General features: G+C 65.8%; 12 protein-coding genes. 6 read left to right on the forward strand and 6 right to left on the reverse strand.

Annotated elements, in window-relative coordinates:
• Positions 1–265: 265 nt before the first annotated feature.
• From SCH01S_RS03705 to SCH01S_RS03725, 5 genes are all read left to right on the forward strand, one after another.
• A complete protein-coding gene (locus tag SCH01S_RS03705; RefSeq protein WP_245612145.1) occupies positions 266–1,933 on the forward strand; it encodes an Eco57I restriction-modification methylase domain-containing protein in 1,668 nt (555 codons plus the stop codon).
• 71 nt (positions 1,934–2,004) lie between these two features.
• Positions 2,005–4,686, forward strand: coding sequence for a hypothetical protein (locus SCH01S_RS03710; RefSeq protein ID WP_169746347.1), 2,682 nt, complete (start codon positions 2,005–2,007; stop codon positions 4,684–4,686).
• The gene (locus tag SCH01S_RS03715; protein WP_046347429.1) at positions 4,683–9,011 is read left to right on the forward strand and encodes a DEAD/DEAH box helicase family protein; all 4,329 of its coding nucleotides are present in this window, start codon (positions 4,683–4,685) and stop codon (positions 9,009–9,011) included. Before SCH01S_RS03710 ends, SCH01S_RS03715 begins: the two co-directional genes overlap by 4 nt.
• A 103-nt stretch (positions 9,012–9,114) precedes the next feature.
• A complete protein-coding gene (locus SCH01S_RS03720; protein WP_245612146.1) occupies positions 9,115–11,238 on the forward strand; it encodes a DUF8724 domain-containing protein in 2,124 nt (707 codons plus the stop codon).
• Between the two features lie 83 nt (positions 11,239–11,321).
• Complete coding sequence (locus tag SCH01S_RS03725) at positions 11,322–11,774, forward strand: phospholipase D-like domain-containing protein (RefSeq protein WP_245612147.1); 453 nt, start codon at positions 11,322–11,324, stop codon at positions 11,772–11,774.
• Between the two features lie 352 nt (positions 11,775–12,126).
• Here the strand turns inward: SCH01S_RS03725 and SCH01S_RS03730 are convergent, their stop codons facing one another.
• The 3 genes from SCH01S_RS03730 to rlxS all read right to left on the reverse strand — a co-directional run bounded on the left by SCH01S_RS03730 (position 12,127) and on the right by rlxS (position 14,762).
• The gene (locus SCH01S_RS03730; protein ID WP_046347430.1) at positions 12,127–12,312 is read right to left on the reverse strand and encodes a helix-turn-helix domain-containing protein; all 186 of its coding nucleotides are present in this window, start codon (positions 12,310–12,312) and stop codon (positions 12,127–12,129) included.
• Complete coding sequence (locus tag SCH01S_RS03735; RefSeq protein ID WP_046347431.1) at positions 12,309–12,728, reverse strand: ribbon-helix-helix domain-containing protein; 420 nt, start codon at positions 12,726–12,728, stop codon at positions 12,309–12,311. The genes SCH01S_RS03730 and SCH01S_RS03735 overlap by 4 nt, the downstream gene beginning before the upstream one ends.
• An 84-nt stretch (positions 12,729–12,812) precedes the next feature.
• Entirely contained in the window at positions 12,813–14,762 is a 1,950-nt protein-coding gene (gene rlxS / locus SCH01S_RS03740; protein ID WP_046347432.1) for a relaxase/mobilization nuclease RlxS, read from the reverse strand.
• Positions 14,763–14,992: 230 nt separating this feature from the next.
• On the opposite strand from rlxS, the gene SCH01S_RS03745 reads away from it, so the two are divergent.
• Positions 14,993–15,400, forward strand: coding sequence for a hypothetical protein (locus SCH01S_RS03745; protein ID WP_169746348.1), 408 nt, complete (start codon positions 14,993–14,995; stop codon positions 15,398–15,400).
• 59 nt (positions 15,401–15,459) lie between these two features.
• Here SCH01S_RS03745 and SCH01S_RS03750 read toward each other — a convergent pair whose 3' ends face one another.
• The 3 genes from SCH01S_RS03750 to SCH01S_RS03760 form a co-directional block, all read right to left on the reverse strand.
• Positions 15,460–15,780: a DUF736 domain-containing protein gene (locus SCH01S_RS03750; RefSeq protein WP_046347434.1), complete on the reverse strand. Its 321-nt coding sequence runs from the start codon at positions 15,778–15,780 to the stop codon at positions 15,460–15,462.
• Between the two features lie 121 nt (positions 15,781–15,901).
• Positions 15,902–16,825: a HEPN domain-containing protein gene (locus tag SCH01S_RS03755; protein WP_084689379.1), complete on the reverse strand. Its 924-nt coding sequence runs from the start codon at positions 16,823–16,825 to the stop codon at positions 15,902–15,904.
• 545 nt (positions 16,826–17,370) lie between these two features.
• Positions 17,371–18,225 (reverse strand): DNA methyltransferase, encoded by an 855-nt coding sequence (locus SCH01S_RS03760; protein ID WP_052733754.1) that lies wholly within the window; start codon positions 18,223–18,225, stop codon positions 17,371–17,373.
• Positions 18,226–18,400 lie beyond the last annotated feature (175 nt).

Here is an 18,400-nt window from a genome sequence, read left to right on the forward strand (position 1 = left end):
ACTGGCCCCACAGCAGGAATTTTCGTCCGCTCTCGTCCGATTCTGTCTGCTCCCGGCCGCCATTGCAACATCGAATGGTGGCCGTTGCATTGCTGACGCCAGATTAGCCGATCGCGACCATTTCCTTGGAAGTGACAGGCTGAATGGGCCTTGGCCGGCCTGCGCCCTACCGTTCAGCCCCTCTCGCAAACTCGACGAGCCGGCCAATGTCCGCCTGTGCAAACTCTGATCTGGACATTTGCGCGGAATTCAAGTCGTTTGGTCGATGAGGCGGTACAACCTGAAAACACCGTCGAGCAAGCTGATCGATTGGGGGGGACGATCGGAGATGACGGGCGTGGTGTCAAAGTCGGCGCTGCTCGCCCATGCCCGCTCGGCCGCCAAGCACCTGGCCGAACCTGAGCAGACAGCCATGGCGCGTGCCGACGCGTGCCTCGACCTCCTTTCCGACATCGGCGCCGACGAGCGCCTCAATGGGTTTCGGCGGGCCCTTCACGCGTTGCCAATGGACGAAAGGCACTACTGGGTCGGCACGCTTTACACCCTGATGCTGCCCAGCAAGCTGAGGCGCGCTCAGGCGACCTACTTCACACCGCCCGTCGTGGCCGACGCGGTCGTCGACATGGCGATCGCGGCAGGATTTGACCTCGCCAAGGACGACGTGCTGGACCCCGCCGCCGGCGGCGCCGCCTTCCTGTCCACGCTCGCCGGTCGCATGTCGATCGCAGAACTGTCCCCGCGCGAGGTCGCGCACCGCCTCAACGGGATCGAGATCGACGAGGGCCTCGCGGCGCTTTCCCGCCGCCTCATCGCCGAGCGCCTCGGCGCACCGCTGCCACGCGACGTAATCGTGACGGGGGACGCGCTGCGCTACTCGATCCCCGCGTCATACGGATTGGTCGTCGCGAATCCCCCATACGGCCGGATGTCGCTCGACGACGTCCACGGCTACGCCTGGAAGCGCGTCGCGCACAGCGGACACGTCAACAAATACGCGCTGTTCACCGAGCTGTGCTTCCGCCACGCCAAGCCGGGCGGCGTCGTCGCGCTCGTCATCCCATCGAGCTTCCGGGCGGGTCCGCTCTATGACCGCATGCGCGCGTTCATCCGCTCGCAGGGCGAGGTCCTGAGCATCGCATCGATCGCTGGCCGGGAAGGCGTGTTCGTCGACGTGGCGCAGGACATCAGCGTCCTGGTCGCGCGCAAAGGCAAGCCGCACCCCTGCGGCGCGATGGTGTCGTTCCCGATCGTGGGGCGCGCGGCGACGACCGCGGCGACGGTCGAACAGTCGTTGCCGCAGGAACCCGGGGACGCCTGGCCGCTGCCCGCAGCGGATCCGCGCGACATCGGCGGTGCGACACTCGCTGACTACGGGGTCGCAGTGCGCGCCGGCTACTTCGTCTGGAACCGAGAGAAGGAACGGCTGGTCGACAAGCTCGAGCGTCGTCAGCGAGGCTATCCGCTCATTTGGGCCAAGAACGTGCGCCTGAATGAGGACTGCAGGCCGGCTGGCAAGAAGAACAGGAAGGCCGACTTCGTCACCTTCGACGACGACAGCACCGCAATCATTAAAACCGCCGCCGCCGTCATGCAGCGGACGACCAACGACAAGCAGCCGCGCCGCCTCGTCGCCGCCATGGTCGATCCGGCGGTCATCGAGAAGTGGGGCGGGTTCGTGACCGAGAACCACACGATCGTTCTCACTGCGGACGAACCGGATAAACTGCGGATCGCAATCGCCCTCCTCAACACCGCCGCCGTCGATCAGCGCTACCGGCGCGTATCCGGCACCGCTGCCGTTTCTGTCACCCTCCTGCGCCAGCTCGACCTACCGACGCCCGCCGCATTCGCATTTGCGCTCGCCGAGGCCAATGGTGACGCCGAAGCCGCGGCTCGGGCCGCCTACCGTCAGCCCGAGCTGGCTGACGCTTGATGGCCCGCAGCCAACCCTACCACCGCCCGCCGGGCGCAACCCAGCAGGACCGGGACCAAGCACGGAAGGCGATGATCGAGCGACGCCAGGCGCTCGCCGCCAAACTAGCCGAGGTGACGGCGAGGCGGGCGACCAACCCCATTGCGCCGCCCCCGTCCGAGCGGGCACAGCCGTCGCGGAACGTCGAAGGCTATATGGCCGCCATTGCCTCCCAACCGCTTCATCGGCTCGGTGAAGCTGAGGTGGCAGAGCTGGCGCCGACCTATGCGACGCTGGTCCGATCGGCCGCCGAGATCGCCGGTCGTGGCGACGTCAGAGTCGTAATGCCATGGCCACCCTCGAAGGTGTCGCCATCGGCGATCGTCTCGCTGCTCGCGATCGGCGCGATCGGCAGCGCGGCCCGCACCACCGTGCGGATGCAGGGCATCGACATCGTCAGCAGGGAACGCGCCGACGAGGTGCGCGCGATGGTGTTCCCATACGCGCGCAGCACCCATGCCCAGGCGAGGCAGGTGCAAGTCGATCGACACGACTTTGGCCGGACTAACTTCGAGCACGTCACCCGGTACCTCGGCGGCGGCGGCGATGCGGCGAAGGACCTGCACCAAGTCCTGGCGCGTGTCCGCAAGCTAAGCGGCCGCGCGTCCGACGGCCGCGACTACGCCGAGTTCGAGCACCCCATCCTCGACGAGATCATCCCTCACGGTCCGGCGCGCGGCGACCGCCCCTCCAACAGTTCCGTCCTGTGGCGCACGCGCACCAAGACCGACATCGGCCGGCAGACGCGATCTGGCGAGGCGGACGATCCCGCTAAGGCCGCATACTACATGTTCACCGTCCGGCGTGATGACCGGCTGGGCGTCGAACTGCGCCTAATCGAGCGCCCGCCCGACCTACTCATTCTCGACCTATCTCGAAACGGGCGCGACCGTCTCGGTTGGGACTGGGTGCGCCGAGCCGGCGAGATGGTCGCGTGCATGCGCGAAATCCACCCCTCGGCTGGCATCCTTGCCGTCGTTGACGACCCTTGGTCGTATCGGGCGGCCCGCTTCGACGTGCTCGGAACTAAGCAGCCTGGCAAGAAGGGCAAAGTCATTCCCGCGCCCGGCAGCGTCATCTACTGCCCAACCAGCGGTATCCTCCAAGACGTCGGGCAGCGCACGCCGCCCTTCGAGGGCGCCTCCACCATCACGGTCGATGGGTTCTACGGCGACGTCGACCGCAACATCGAGCACCTGCGTGAACTGGCCAACCGCCTAACCGACATGGGGGATCCCGCCGGCGCCGCGACTGCCCGCAATCTGATGGCGACGGTCCGTCGGTCAGCGAGCCTACCCGGCTCGATCGCCGAGCTAAGCCGCTTCATCGAGCGCGAGACGTCCGCCGCCATCGCCGACGACCGCCTCGCGACATACCGCGCGATTACCGACATCAACACTTTGACCGACCCCACCAGCCTCGCGAGCCAGGCCGACGCCGAGAAGGGAGTGGCGGCTGAAGCCAGGACCGTGATGCGAACGCTCGAGCAGGCCACGCCGATGGCCACGCTGCTCGAAGATGCGATGCAGCCCGCGCTGCGATCGAGCTCCCGCTCCGTCTTCGTGTTCCGGTCCGACATGATCGCCGAGTTCGCCGTGGACAGGCTCGGCCCGTCGCACCCCAAGCTCGCCGAGCGGATCGAAAGCGGCGTCATACGCTTTGGCGGCGCACGTGCGCTCGACACCGTCGCCGACGCGCCGGCTTCCGCTCGCAACCAGTTCAAGCGCGCCATTTTCGTCGCCCCCACGACGTCGACGATACTGGCCACGCTGGCGGAACCCTGGCTACCCGAGCAGGTGGTGTTCCTAGCCGATGCGGATACGCTGGCGTTCGCCGCCCGCGACGCCGCGCGCCTCGCCGACGAGATCGGCGTTGACGCGCTTGCGGCGCGGCTGCGGACGTTCGCCGAGAAGGCAAACAGTCGCGTAGCAGGGATCGGCCGCCACGCGGTGCAGCTGGATGCGGAGGCGCCATCCGAGGACGTCGAGTTTCCGACCGGTTCCGTAGTCGACCTCACCGGCGGCGGCCGGGGCGAACGCCGGCTCGTCGAAATCAAGCTAGGCAACGGGCAACGCATCATCGCCCGCCCCTCAACCGGCATGGTCCTGCGGGACGACGGCGCGGCGACGACCACGTTCGTCGAGCGACCCGCGTCACAGATAAAACGTGGCGACGAAGTCTGCGTGATCGGCGCTGGGTTCATCGAGCGTGCCCGGTCGCTCGTGAACATCCGCGTGACCGCGGCTGAGGAGATCCGCGAATATCACAGTCAGGTGGCGAAGCGGTTCGCCGCCATACCCGAGGACTCAACGAATGGACGGCTCCGCGTCCTGGTGGCGCGGATGGGCCAGCCGGCCGTGCCGATCGAGCGCGCCAGATACTGGATCGACCTGAGTGACGAGATCGACAAGCCGCTCCACGAGGTCGTGCCGCATGCCCCGCAGGACCGGGACACCTTCATGCGGTTCGCTGAGGCGCTCGGGATCGGACAGAAGCTGGCCGAGAGCTTCTGGCTGTGGGCCGTAGTCGCCCAGCGTTCCCACCGGATGCGCGCGGGGAACGTCTTCCACGACGCCTTCCGCGGCATCCTGACCGATCCCCATGCCGCGCTCGCGAGCAACCGCGACCGCAGCGCCGACATCAGGGCGCTTCGCGCAATGGCTGAGGAACACGTCGCGACCGTCGCCGACACGCGGAGCATCGAGGTTTCATGAAGGGTCTGTCGAACGCGAAGCTGTCTGAGATCGATGTCGAGCTCAAGGAAGCGGTCTGCGATGCGCTGGTGAACGCGCTCGTCGACCGCGTGAGCGGCACCGACGAGCGAGGGCGCACGATCTACGGCGGATCGCCGCGACGCGGAATATTCGCCGGCCAGCTGCTCCCGCGCTTCGACGTCAGCGGCGCCCTCGACGAGACCACCGACATCCGCATCGCCGCGATCGGGATGGACTTTGTGGTGGGTGCGAACGGCTCCGCCGCCATCCAAGCGACGCCCCGGTTCTCCGTATACGTGCGAGTCATCCCGCAGTGGCGGGACCTGACTGGCGGCGGCGGCCAGCTCGATTTCGACTTCAAGCTGCAGAAGGCTACCCAGCAGCAGATCGACGCTGCGATCCGCGCCGACCGGGCGACCGCCCTAAAGGCTGCCAACCTCGAACAGCCCGACTGGAAGGCGATGGACGAGACGCGCCGGTCGAAGGTCCGCGCTGAGCGCGCCCAAATCCTCGCCGACGTGCGCGTCAAGGCCTACGCTGCATTCGGGATCAAGCTGCTGTCGGGCGTGCCCGACGAACCTGCCCCGACGGAAGACCCCCCGGCGGGGAACGGGGACGACACCGGGGACTCCACCGAACAGCCGGCGCCGATCTCCCGTCTCATCCGCGAGGGCCGGGACCTGCCCCTGACGCTCGTCGATCCCGCGCCGATACCGGGCAAGTGGCGGCGGCTCGACCTCTTCCTCCCGACCTTTGAGTTCGATAGCGCAATGGAGGCGCCGGCCCTCACCGCCGCGCTTGTAACCTACAATTCCAGCCTCGCGGCGGCTGTGACGGCCCAGCTCGAGGCGTGGGCTGCCGGCCAGGGTGCCGCCGAGGCATGGCGAGACGTCAACGTCTCACCCGGCGACACGCTGGACGAGGCCCGGTGGAATGCGGCCGTCGCGGCGCTAGCCGCCAGGCCCATCGACCGTACGCGCATCATCCCCGATCTCTCCCGCATCGCCCTGAAGGTCGAGCGCCAGGTCGACTTCCTGGACCCCACGCGGCTGTCGCTGCGGGTCATGCTGGATAACCAGTCACCCGAGCCCACGCCGCAGGACGCGCGGGGTCGCTGCAACACCGTTTTCGGCGCCGGGCTGACACTCGTCCTTCCCACCGCCGCGCACCGGCCGCTCAGGCTCGATAGGGTGGAGCCCTCCTACCGGTTCCGCGACCACCTCGACTATCCGGCGATCGGCCTCAACTGCGGGATCGAGGCGATCGAAGCCGGGGACCAACTCACCCTGGGCACCACCGCCGCCCCTCGCTTCGCGCAGCCGCGCATTGTTGCCCGAAATATCGACCTGCCCTTTCAGTTTGCGATCCTGAAGGATCGATCCTTCGACGCGAAACGGCTGCTTGAGCTGCCGCGCGCATACAGCGAATGGATCGACGGCCAAGAGAAGCGGCTGCGCGACACCGTCACGGCGGGCCTGACACCGGACGATGCGGCGGTCGAGAAGGCACGTCTGGCGAAGGACATCGCCGCCCAGCGAGCCGAGGCGCGCTACATCGAGCGCGGCGTCGAGATTCTGATCGCGTCGAAGAAGGCCAGCGACCAGTTGGCCGGCAACCCGCCGGGCGACCAGGGGGACCTCGCGCGCTGCGCCGCGCCCTGGATGGCATGGACGCTCACCAACGAGGCCTTCGCGCTGCGCGATGCGCACGACACGAACCGAGGCTGGCGCCTATTCCAGATGGCGTTCGTGCTCGCCCACATCCCGGTGTTTGCATCCCGCATGGCCGAGTGGCGCGAATTCCACGACGCCATGCTCGACGAGGACAGCGTTAGCCTGCTCTACTTCCCGACCGGCGGCGGCAAGTCGGAGGCGTTCTACGGCACGCTGCTGTTCGCCATGTTCCTCGACCGCCTGCGAGGCAAGGATCGCGGGGTCACCGCCATGATCCGCTATCCCCTGCGACTCCTGACGCTCCAACAGGCGCAGCGCCTGCTCAAGCTGGTCGTACGCGCCGAAATGGTGCGCCGTCGCCAGAAGGTCGGCGGGTGGCCGTTCGAGATGGGCTTCTGGGTGGGAAGCCAGAACACGCCGAACCACTACGGCGCGTTCCGCGCCGATATCCCGCTCGCCAACGATGCCGACTTCGCCGACGACAGCACGCTCGACGGTGAGACGGGCGACGAGGACCAACGCGCCCGCGGCCGCCGATACGTCGAGGCCCGCGAAGCCTTCGACAAGATCCCCGAGTGCCCGGTTTGCGGAGAACCCACTGGTTTGCGGCGGGACGAGAACGAGGGTCCGACCGGGCGGCGCGCGGCCATCGTGTGCTTCAACGACAGGTGTGAATGGAATCGCGAGCACCGCCGGCGACACCCTCTCCCGTTCTTGCTGACCGATGATGCCATCTACGCTCGCGCGCCGGCGATCGTGCTCGGCACCGTCGACAAGCTGGCCATGCTGGGCCAGCATACCGGCACGATCTCCAAGGTGCTCGGCATGTTCGGGCTCGCCCGCCGTGTCGATCGATGGGGGAACCTGTATACGCCGCGGCGCGAGGAGGACCTGCGCCGCGATCCGGCCGACGACAATAGCTCGAACGTCTATCCCGCATACGCGGACGGGAAGCGAGTTTTCCACGATCCGTTCCCGTCGCTGATCATCCAGGATGAGGCGCACCTTTTGGAGGAGAGCCTTGGGACGTTCAGCGGCCTGTTCGACACGCTGCTCGACACCGCGTTCGAGGAGATCGCCGACATGGGGGGCGACGGGCTGGACATCGCCCGGCGATGGACCGGCGACGGCTGGGGCGCTCCTCGGATGCCGAAGGTCATCGCCGCGACGGCCACGATCTCGGCGCCCGAACGCCAGCTCGAGACACTTTACCAGCGGCACCCGTTGCGCTTCCCCTATCCGGGTCCGGATCTCTACCATTCCTTTTTCGCCGAGCCGGCACCGCCGCCGGCCGTGAACCCCGGGCGGGTTGAGCTGGCGAAGCGGCTACCATTCGCGCAGGCGCCCGAGCAGACCGCGCCATGGATGCGCCTTTACGTGTCGCTGATGACGAACGACGCGACGCACACGGTCACGACGGTCGGGGTGCTGGCCGCGTTCCACGGCATCGTCACGGCGCTGTGGGACGGCATGATCGCAGACGATCGCCGCGCTACGACCATCGCATCGATCCGGGCGACGGTGTCGCCGGGCCGTGCGGGGGACTGGCGCCGGGCGGCGATCGACCGTGCCGTCGCGGAGGGCCGGCAGGGCGAGGTCATGGCGCTGGTGGACCTGCACCGGATCGCACTCGCATACGTGACGAACAAGAAGGGCGGCGACCAGATCATCGACGCCCTGAGCGCCGCCGTCGAGCACCAACATCGCCGCCTCGGACGCCAGAACTCGCCCTTCGCCAGCCGCCTAATCTCTGGCGGCATCGACATGAAGGATATCCAGCGCGTGATGGAGGAGGCCGAGACCTCGTTCGACGGCAAGGACTATCCCGACATCGGCGCGACGGTTCGGAACATCGTCGCGACCTCGGCGATCAGCCACGGCGTCGACGTCGACCGCTTCAACAGCATGTTCTTCGCCGGGCTGCCGTCCGACATCGCCGAATACATCCAGGCCTCCAGCCGTGTCGGCCGCACCCACGTCGGGTTCGTGATCCTGCTGCCGACGCCGCAGAACCGGCGCGACCGATACGTCGTAGAGACGCATGACATCTTCCATCGCTTCCTCGAACGAATGATCGCGCCGCCCGCCGTCGAGCGCTGGGCGGAGAACGCGATCAAGCGCGCGATGGCGTCGTATGTGCAGACGTGGGCGATGCTGCGCGAGGCCCGCGAGTTCATCAGGCAGGACGACGCCAAGAAGCCCGACGTCCTCCAGATGGACCAGGTCAGTCGCCTCGCATCGCTCGCGCGCCTCAACCACGTGGCCCTTTGCGAGACTATCGGAGACTTCATGCTCAGGGCCAGCGGCTACACCGGAAAGGGCCCATCAAAGCTCGGCGCGCCGCACTACGAGGACTTCTACCGCGCCCTGGTCGACAAACAGGTCGACGTGTTCGTCCGCAGCATTGCCAGTCGCGGCACCACCTCGAGCCTGCGGGAATACTGGGACGACCTTCCGGCTTTCCAGAAACCGATGACGTCGCTGCGCGACGTGGACGAGGCCGGCTTCATCGTCGCGGCGGGTCGCGACCCGCTCGCGCGCAGCCGATCGACCGACATTGACCGTGGGCAGCTGGCCGAGGTCATGCGCGCCATCAGGACCCAGCGGGGCACTGCCTCGGAGGTGGACGCCGACGGAGGGACCGATGGTTGAGGGGAAGGGCGGCAACAAGGACTGGCGCAGTGGCGGCGGTGGACGCAGGCCGTCCGCGTTCGGCGGCGGGCGGAGCGAACCAGATCGCCTCGAGCCGCCGACGATGTCGCGTTCGCGCGTGCAGTTGGCCAGCTCGTATGCGCCGGGCGTGCTCATGACGTGGGAGGGCGGGAAGGGAATCTGCCGGACGGTCCCGCTCGCGAATGACATCACCAAGGAGCTCAGGCCGACGACGATCGAGCTGATCTACGAGAATCTGCGCGACTTCGTGACCAACTGGCGCGAACGTGCGATGAAGGCGGTCCCCGACGCTCTCCCCGAACTCGTGCTCGACGCCCCGTTCCTCAATTCCCGCACCGGCGAGGCGAACGTCGAACGGTCGGACTTCCAGATGACGGGACCGGACCGCGTCGGATACGTCCCCTATCCGCTGCTCTACCGATGCGGCGTCTGCGGATCGACCCGCGAATACGAGAGCGTCGCCGAGCAATATCGGCAGCCGCTTCCGAAGAAGTGCCACGACCACGATGCGCGCTGGACCCAGGTCGACGTCGTCTACGCGCACTGGTCGGGCGACATCCAACCGCTCAGCCCATTCAACTTCAACTATGACGCGCAAAGCGGCGAGGTGCGTCAGATCAGGATGTGCACCTGCGGTTCGAACAACTTCAAGCTCCTAAACTCGGCGCCGGTGTTCTCGGAGTGGAAGTATGTCTGCGAGGACTGCGGCAACTCGCGCACGCTGAAAAAGGCCGATCCCGATGTGCTCGCGCGCCTGCAGGCGGATCAGCTGGCCGGGGGCCGGACCTTCCAGTTCGTGGAGGTGGATATGCTGCCGGTATCATACCGGGCCAACTCCACCTTCTACCCCCAGCGCACCAGCTTCATCGAGTTCCAGGACAGTTCCGTCGTCGATCTGATGACGCCCCAGCGGACCGGCGCTCTGACGGCCAAGCTCGCGCAGATCCACCTCATCCCGTTCGACGAACCGACCGACGACGAGATCAAAGAAAAGGTCGAGGCGTCCCCGGCCCATGCGGGAGAATGGGACGATTACCTCGGGTTCATGGCCATGGCCCAGCGCGCGGACGAGAGCGGGCGGCCCGATCGCGCCCGAAACTACCGGGACCAGGCGACCGAACTGCGCGAGGGCTGGTTCGCGGCCGGCATCGTCGACCGAGGTCGCCTCGGCAGCCCGGGCGTCCTGCGCGCGATCGCGCTTCGCGAGGAATGGACGCGTCGCTACGACCCAATCCGACTGACCGTCCAACACGACGCTTTCACTCGCGAGCATATCGACGAGGCCATGTCGCGGCACGCCGCCGTCGACGTGATGGACCCCGACATTACGCTGACCGACGTCGTGAACGATCCAGAGAGGAGGGCACGCTATCAGGCGGCCACAGGCAACCTGCTCGCTCACCTGGGCGTCGAGCGCCTGGTCATCGTGAGGGGCCTGCCCATCTGCGAATTCAGCTTCGGCTATTCCCGCGTCTCGTCGACTCCCGTCTACAAGCGCGAATACCAAGGCCAGAGCATCGACATGCCGGTGCGTCTAAAGGCATTTGACCAGCTCCCGATCCAGGGGACAAAGCGGCCGATCTACGTCACGCAGCAGCGGAACGAGGCGCTGTACTTCAAACTCGACGAGGCGCGCGTCATCCGCTGGCTGAAGGCCAACGGGGTCAGCGACGTGCCCGATGAGGCGCTGGGTCGCGTCTTCCTCGAGCGATACGAGGATTTCGGTCCCTTTCTCGAGATCTTCAAAGACCGCGAGGGGACGGGCGGCTACCCAAGGACCGTCCCGGCCTACGTCTATCTCCTTCTCCACACGCTGTCGCACCAAATGATGCACTCGCTCGCGGACACGTCGGGCGTCGATCGTGACGGGATCGGTGAGCACATCTTCCCTGCCAACCTCGCCTTCGTGATCTACCGCAAGGGGATGACGCCGGACCTCGGCAACATATCCGCAATGTGGCGCAATCATTCCGACGAGTTCCTCCGCCGGGCGATCGACCCGCGGACGCTCCGGTGCGGTTCGGGCAGCCTGTGCGACGCGCGCGGTGGGGCTTGCCCGGCCTGCGTCATGGTGTCGGAGGTGAGCTGCATCGCGTCAAACCTTCTCCTGTCGCGCGCCGTGCTGAAGGGGGGTCGGGGACCAGAATGGGAGCCCAGGGCGGCTCCCGACCTTATCGGCTTCCTCGATCCCGCGGTCGCCGGGTGACACGCGAGGTCCTGATCTCGCCGAAGGCGACGGCTAGGCTGGTGGTCACGATGCCTCCCGAGCCAAGCAGGCTCGGGGGCGCATTGGCCGAAGACATTGCGAGCGACTACGTCACCCTCACGCCCACAACCGACGCGTTCCGCCACATCGCCTCGCTGGCCCGCGAGCGCCTCACGATCATGGTGCCATACATCGACTCGGTCGGTGCCGACTGGGCAGCGGAAATGTTCGAAGGCACGACCGCGGCCGAACGTACGCTCGTGATCAGGGATGCGGCGCAGCTCGGCAGATGCGGCAGTCCGGGACGGCGTCTGAAGCGCGCCGCGACGCGGATCATCGACTATGGCGGGGCCGACCTCAGCCAGGAGACCTTCCACGCCAAGATCGTGCTGGCTGACGGTATCGCCGCATACGTAGGGTCGGCAAACCTGCTTCGGCGCTCGAAGATGGCGAACCTCGAATGCGGGATGCTTGTAGAGGGGCCAGCGGTGCAGGCCGTGAAGGTATTGCTGGACGCCGTCATCTCGGCGGCCTGAGTAACGCCTGTACGCTAAATCCGTTGATCGCCACCTTTTGAGCGAACCGCTGATTTCAATTTCTATGAGTAGCCGACACAACGACCGATGTGGGAGGGTAATCCAGCACTTCGGCAGCGCCAGACCCGCCGGCGGTCGATTCAAGAGGATGTGAGCAGCTGGAACGCCAAGAACGAGCATCCGCAAGGGTGATAGCGCGCGACATTTCGTACTTTGCGGATCGCAGGACCGCGGCAATTTCCTCGATGGCCGCTTCTGGCACGCTTGCCGATCTCGCTGAATGTCCAATTATGAGGCGCGAAGCAGACTTTACGTCAAGCAGGCTTGATGGTCCGATAAAGGCGCAATTCGGTCAGGCATCCGGGTGTGTTATGAGCGCCCGAAGGCTGCTCATCGGCACCAGGGTGATGCGGCCGATCTTGACCGTCTCGACCTCTCCCGCTGCAATCAGTTCATAGAGCTTCGAACGGCCTACGCCTGTCAATCGGCACGCTTCGCGGATGCGCACGCTGATCGGCTCCATCTGCGGCTCGGTCATGGCGCTTGCTTGTCCTCGGTGAGGGTGAGCAGCCGCGGCTGTCCTTGCGCGGCGGCTAACCGGCGTCCGACCTGATCGAGAAACATGCGATAGCGTTTGATACCGAGCTGTCCCGTTTCCTCGTCAAACGGCGGCTGGTGCGCGACGATGGTCAGCTGGTGCTGCACGAACAGGTCGAGCACCTCGGCGACGATGTTGAGGGTCGCTTCGATCCGCTGCGCCGTACGCTGCTGCCGGTCCAGGCGCGGCCCGAAACGTTGGTCGAGTTCATGGCCAGCCTTGCGGTCGAGCCAGGCGCGCAGCGCTTCGGTGAGAACAGCGGACTTCGACGCACCCGGCCGGGATGCGAGCTCGTCGAGCGCCTCCGACAGGTCGTCGGGCAGATAGAACTGATGCCGGGTCTTCAACGTCCTCATGGGGCACAGAATCGCACCGCTCGCCGGAAGACTGAAGGGCCCTGTTGGGGCACGAATGGTCACCTACGGGGAATCTCGCGTCCATCAGATCCCGATCGTCGGCCCTCCACGGTCCCGCCCAATCGTCCAGCTGATCCCTGATTCGCGCATGATGCCGCTGACCTGCTTGCCGACCGCACGTTCGAGTGTCGGCCGCCACGGCACTAATGTGAACTCATGCGACCGCTCGATCAGCGCGAACTTGGTGTCGCCGATGCGAACGCTGCGCGCATAACGTCCCCTCACCTCCTCGCCGGCGCGCGCTTCGACGAAGTCGAGACCGAGTTCGCGCGACAGCTGTCCAGCGACGCGCCGCAGCTCCCGCTGCTGGAGCGTGGCGATCAGGTTGCGGCGCAAGAACACAGTATCGCCCTCGACTTCCGCCAGCTGCTGCTCGACCAGCCATTGCTGACGAAGCGCGAGCGCCTTGCGGACCTCGGCGCCACAGCCGCGACCAAGCTCTCTCCGCTCCGGCGAGACCAGTTCCCGGTCGAGCCAGGTCGCGCCGTCATGCGCGTGAAGCTGCTCGATCGGCCGATGCGACAAGGTCTCGATCAGGACCGGCTGGCGCTGCGCTCGCCGCCGTTCATAATCCTCCACTCGTGCAAGGTGATCGGACGCGATCAACCAGCTGCCGTCCGGCTCGCGCTCGACCGCTCCGGTCAGGCGTCGGATCGCTTCAAGCCGGCGGACGTGCGCCTCGGCAAAAGCCTGGCTCGCGTTCGGGTCGTGCCGGAGATGGAGGTCGATGCTGTATTTGCCGCCATTGATAGCGGCGACCGCTGCAATCGTACGGTCAACCGCGCGCGGCTCCATGGAGGACGGCCTGACCCGAACCACGCTGCTTTCGGGCTTCAGCTCGGGACTGGTTCCGATGTCAACGTAATGGCTGTGCCCGTCGACACCGTCGACGATCACATAATGACGATCGGCATGCTCGTCGGACAGGCCGCGGGCGAGCACGCGGCCGACGATCACCCGACCCTGGGCCGGATCGTAGATCATGTAATCGGCCGGTGACCGCTCCGGCGCGTGCACGCGCATCTCGCGCTGCATGGTGCGGATGATGTCGCCGCGCTCGCCCATGCGGCGCAGTGTCGTCTCCAAGTCGCCGGCGAGGCGCCAGGCGCCCCTGCCCTCTTCCATCGCCAATCCCATCTGCCCGAGTGCCTGCAGCCGCCCTGCGCGCAGGCTCTGCTCGATCGGGTCGGCGTGCGCTGGCCGGACCAGGCCGTCGTCACCGATCGCGCGGGCCAGCCGGCGATCGATCCCGGTCAGCCGCTCCTGCTCGACTTCGCGCGTTGCGGCGCGCAGAATCTCAATAGGTGAGCGCGGGCCCAGGTCGAGGTCGACCAGCTCGGCCGCGCGGCCGCGCAAACCATGGGTCATGTAGCTCCGCGCGATCACCAGGTCCTTGGCGCGATCGTCCTTGCCCCGGACGATCACATGGGCATGCGGATGGCCGGTGTTGAAATGATCGACCGCGACCCAGTCGAGCCTAGTTCCCAGGTCATGTTCGACCTGCGCCATCCAGCGCCGGACCAGCGGCTTCAAATCGGGCTGGTATTCGGCGCCGTCCTCGGGCGCGACGATGAACCGGAATTGGTGGCGGTCACCAGCGCCGCGGTCGAGGAACGACTTGCCATCGATGGCGGCCCCCTCTTCGCGGCCATAGAGCGTGCCCCGCTCGCCCTCGCGTGTGGTGCCATCGCGCTGCAAATAGCGCAGGTGCGCGGCAGCACCTGCCGCGCCCCGCCCGCCAAGCCGGACGATGCGGGCCTTGACGATCACGCGCCGGCCGGACGCGCCTGACCGGTAGCTGGGCGACGACAGCATCGCACCGACGCCCACGCCACGCCCGATCCGCACGCCCGTGAAGCGGCTGCGGCCGCGACGCATGCCGCCGGCTCGATTGACGGCGGCACGCACCCGCCCTTTCATCGACCGGTCCTGGCCGATCCGGCCGAGCCATATCTCGAACCAGTCGTCGCTCATCGCCTGTTCCTCATCCGCAAACAGGAGATGAGGAGAGTGCCGAACGGTGCTTCAAGGTGCTCCATCGCGAACGGCGGAAATCTGCCATTCCGCAGACCAATGGAGGCAGGCGCCTCCCACTGGCTCCACAGAAAACGACGTGCAGACAAAGGCTTAGGCGGCAAAGGGAGCCGCCGCTTTCAATCTTGCCTTACACTCTTCCTCCGACCCGCTTGCCCTATGTTCCCTCTATGTTCTATTCTGCCGACCTGCCGAGTCGAGGAAGGAAGTACATCATGGGCGTGCGGATCGAGGCCGCTGATGGGGCCAAATTGAAGCTTTCGGGTGACGTCGAAGTGACCATCGAGCTGCCGCTGCGGGCTGTTCGCGAGGGTTTTGCGCTCGCCTTTTCCGACGGCACGCTGGTGCGCGGCGACTATGATTTCGGCGCGCAGAGCTGCGCGTTCGAGGTCGCGATCGAAGGCGCGGCTGCGATCTCGATCGCCCGCGAAAATGGACGGAAGACGCTCGAGATCGGCTGGCCGATCGAATGGATCAGCGTCGGTGCCGGAGACGATACGATTTGCGCGAACGACCAGGATGTGCACGGCAGAAGCGCGCAATTACCGCTTGATATCGAGGCGCGCGTCGCCGCCTGAAGCAGCAGGTGCATGAGGATTGCGGCGCGCCATCCGAGGTGGCGCGCCGCGTAACCGCGTCAGTCAGCCGGGTTCCAGAGAACCGCGAAGACGTTCTCGTCCTGGCCAGCGGCGCGGCCGAGATTGGCGTAGAGCCGCCGCGGTCCGAACTCCGGAGCCGCCAGGCTCAGTGACACATAGTCGCGTCCGCTCGCCTCCGACCGGCGCATCCAGCCGGCGCCGATCTCGACGTCGCCCGCGAGGACCCGATAGTCCGGCTGCACGTCGTTTGCCTTGCGGCTGTTCGGCACGATCGCGATCTCCGCGCGGATGCTGAGGGTCTTCAGCTGGCCCTTGAAAGTGCCGTTCTCGTCCCTGGTGACATAACCGATGGCAGGCATGTGAGGTCTCCTTGAAAGCCGATCGGGACCCGTTCCCGTCGACGCCGGTCCAGGTCGGCCGGGCACAAGGAGCCGCCCGCACCGACACGGCCGGAGCGTCAGCGGAGGACCCGAGCCGCCGCTATTGTTGGTCCGCCAGCCGCTCCTGTGAAACGGCGGCGACGATGTCGCCCAGCTTCGTAATCGACGCGGCCAACAGGTCGAGGTCTTCTCGCGTAATCGCGTAGCTCGCCGAATAGCGCGCCTCGACATAGGCGCGCTTCAGTCGCTCGAAACGCGCGCGATCCTGTCGGGTCGCGCGCGGCCATGCCTCGACCAGACGTGGCTCCTTGTCCTCTGCCAATGAGCGCAGGAACTTGATGTTGTGCGAACGCGGGAAATACAGCGTCCGCACCAGCAGGAAGCAGATGTAAAGGCGCTCAGTTGCCTGATGCAGTAGGAAGGCAGCGTTCTTGTTCCAGCCACGTTCAGTCGCTTCGGTGCCCTGCATTAAGAACTGTCGGGCGGTTTCGGACCATTCTTTGGCGTAATCCTGTGCCATTCGATAAGCGTTGGCCGCACCGAGCGGCTTTGGTGTAGCAAGCGCGTGGCAAGGCAGCTCGTAAAGCGCGATGCCGTCACGCGCGATATCCACCCAGAAATATTCGCCGCGCGAGAGCGCGCTGTTCACCTGATCGAGCGAGTGGACGATGATGTTGACCGGCCGGCCGATCGCTGGATCGCGGGCGATCCGATCCTCGGCAACGTACCAGTAATCGGCGATGTCGGTCAGGTCTTCATGGCTGACGACGATCAGCAGGTCGAAGTCGGACTGATAGCCGTTCTCGGGCTCGTCGACCCAGTCGCTCCGCGCATACGAGCCGAACAGGATGATCTTGTAGACCTTCCCATTCCGCTTGTGCGGCTGCGTGCAGCGCGCGATCGCCTTGTCGAACTCCTCCAGTAGGATAGACGGCAGGATGTTCGTCAGGTCCGGCTTGCCCTTGCCGCGCATGTTGGCGGGCGAGACGGACAGGCGTGTCAAATCGATGTGACGCAGTTCCATTGCTCTTGCTCCTTCTTCCAAACACCGCACCGGCCCCGGAAAAGGGGGTGGGCGGCAAGGAGCGGACCGGCAGGCCCGCCGGCACAGGCGGGCCGCACCCGTAAGGGCCGGAACGGAGTGGACGAGGCGGGCGCAGCCCGGCTTGCGGCACGCCGAGGCGGGCCTAGAGGGGAGCGACGCCCACCCCCTTTGCCGCGGCCGGCGAACAACGCCATCGCGCCAGCGATGACCGCCAAGCCGGGAGCAGCCCGGCCACCCGTTAGCTGATCGTCACCCGCATGGGTCGAGACGCGTCAGCGGCTCGGTGGAGCGCCAAGCGGAATAGAGCAGCGGTCGCGCGTGGCGCGAAACGCCGACACTCTTCGGATTGCCCATTCACATATTGCGACTTAAAATTGGCCGATAACTGTCGGCACGCCCTATGCAGTGGCGGACGTCAGCTCCGTACCCATTCCGGTCAGAAGCGCAGCCTACGCGCCCCGTCGGCGTTGCGCCCCTACTCAGACGCTCGGGGGCTGCTCTGACCAGGCCCAAAAACAGACACTTCACTGGGTGTGCGACAGGCCGGAAGACACGAGCACCACGGCAGAATCATCATGCCCTCCCCTTTCGCAGGCTTGACGTTTGCTGCGGCACGAGCACCGGCTCTTCAAGATCGAGTGGAACCTGATCTTTGGCTTTCCGGCCACCCGAAATTGGCATTGGTGGGAGTGGGGGTTCGGGCGATCGGGATTTGGATTGATAAGGCTCGTCAGCTGGTATTGCCGACCCGCCTCATCGACGCACCCATACTTCTGTTTCGTCTTTTCGGCCAGATTATCAGGATCATACTTCAGAAAGGCTTGATCCTCGTTCCAAAACGCCGACGAGTCGGCGTACATTAACAGTGTGTCGTGATTGGATGGGAGACGCCGTTTGCTGTGGGATCGTCCTAGGTTCCGAAGCCAAACGATTTCGTTCTTGAAGCACCTGCCGTCAAAAATGCCGTCCAGGATTACTTTCAAGTAGTGCGATGCGGTGGGATCGCAGTGAAGGACGATTGTACCGTCCTCCTTCAACACCCGCCGAAGCTCTAGGAGCCGGATGGACATCATGACCAAATAAGCCATCAGATCGCTCTCACCGAGCGACGCTTGAAGAGCAACGAGCACCCGGAAGAGGCTAACGTCGCGCTCACGCACCGCGTCCAGAGCAAGCGAAGCCGCGTCCTCTTCCCAGCTCCAGGTGTCTTTGAAGGCACGGAGCTGGCCGCTGGGCCCATCTTGTAGGGGGGTTCTGTAAAGTAGATTGTAGGTGACCTGCGAGTTGAACGGCGGATCCAAGTAGATCAGGTCAATGCTGCGATCCGCGACGTGCTTACGAAGCACATCGATGTTGTCGCCAAAGTAGAGCCTGTTCACGTCCGCTTCTCCCCTCTGAAGCGTTAACGGCGGATCAGTGCCAAAGCTTATCGATTGAAAGAGTCAGAAAAATGGCTACGAGTCAATCGTGTAGCCGCTGGATTATTGTGCGTCGGCCCGCGTGGTTGCAACTCCGCTCGACTGGCCCGGGTAGCCGGCTAGGAAACTGAACTTC

This window comes from Sphingomonas changbaiensis NBRC 104936, assembly GCF_000974765.1.
GTDB lineage: Bacteria > Pseudomonadota > Alphaproteobacteria > Sphingomonadales > Sphingomonadaceae > Sphingomonas_B > Sphingomonas_B changbaiensis.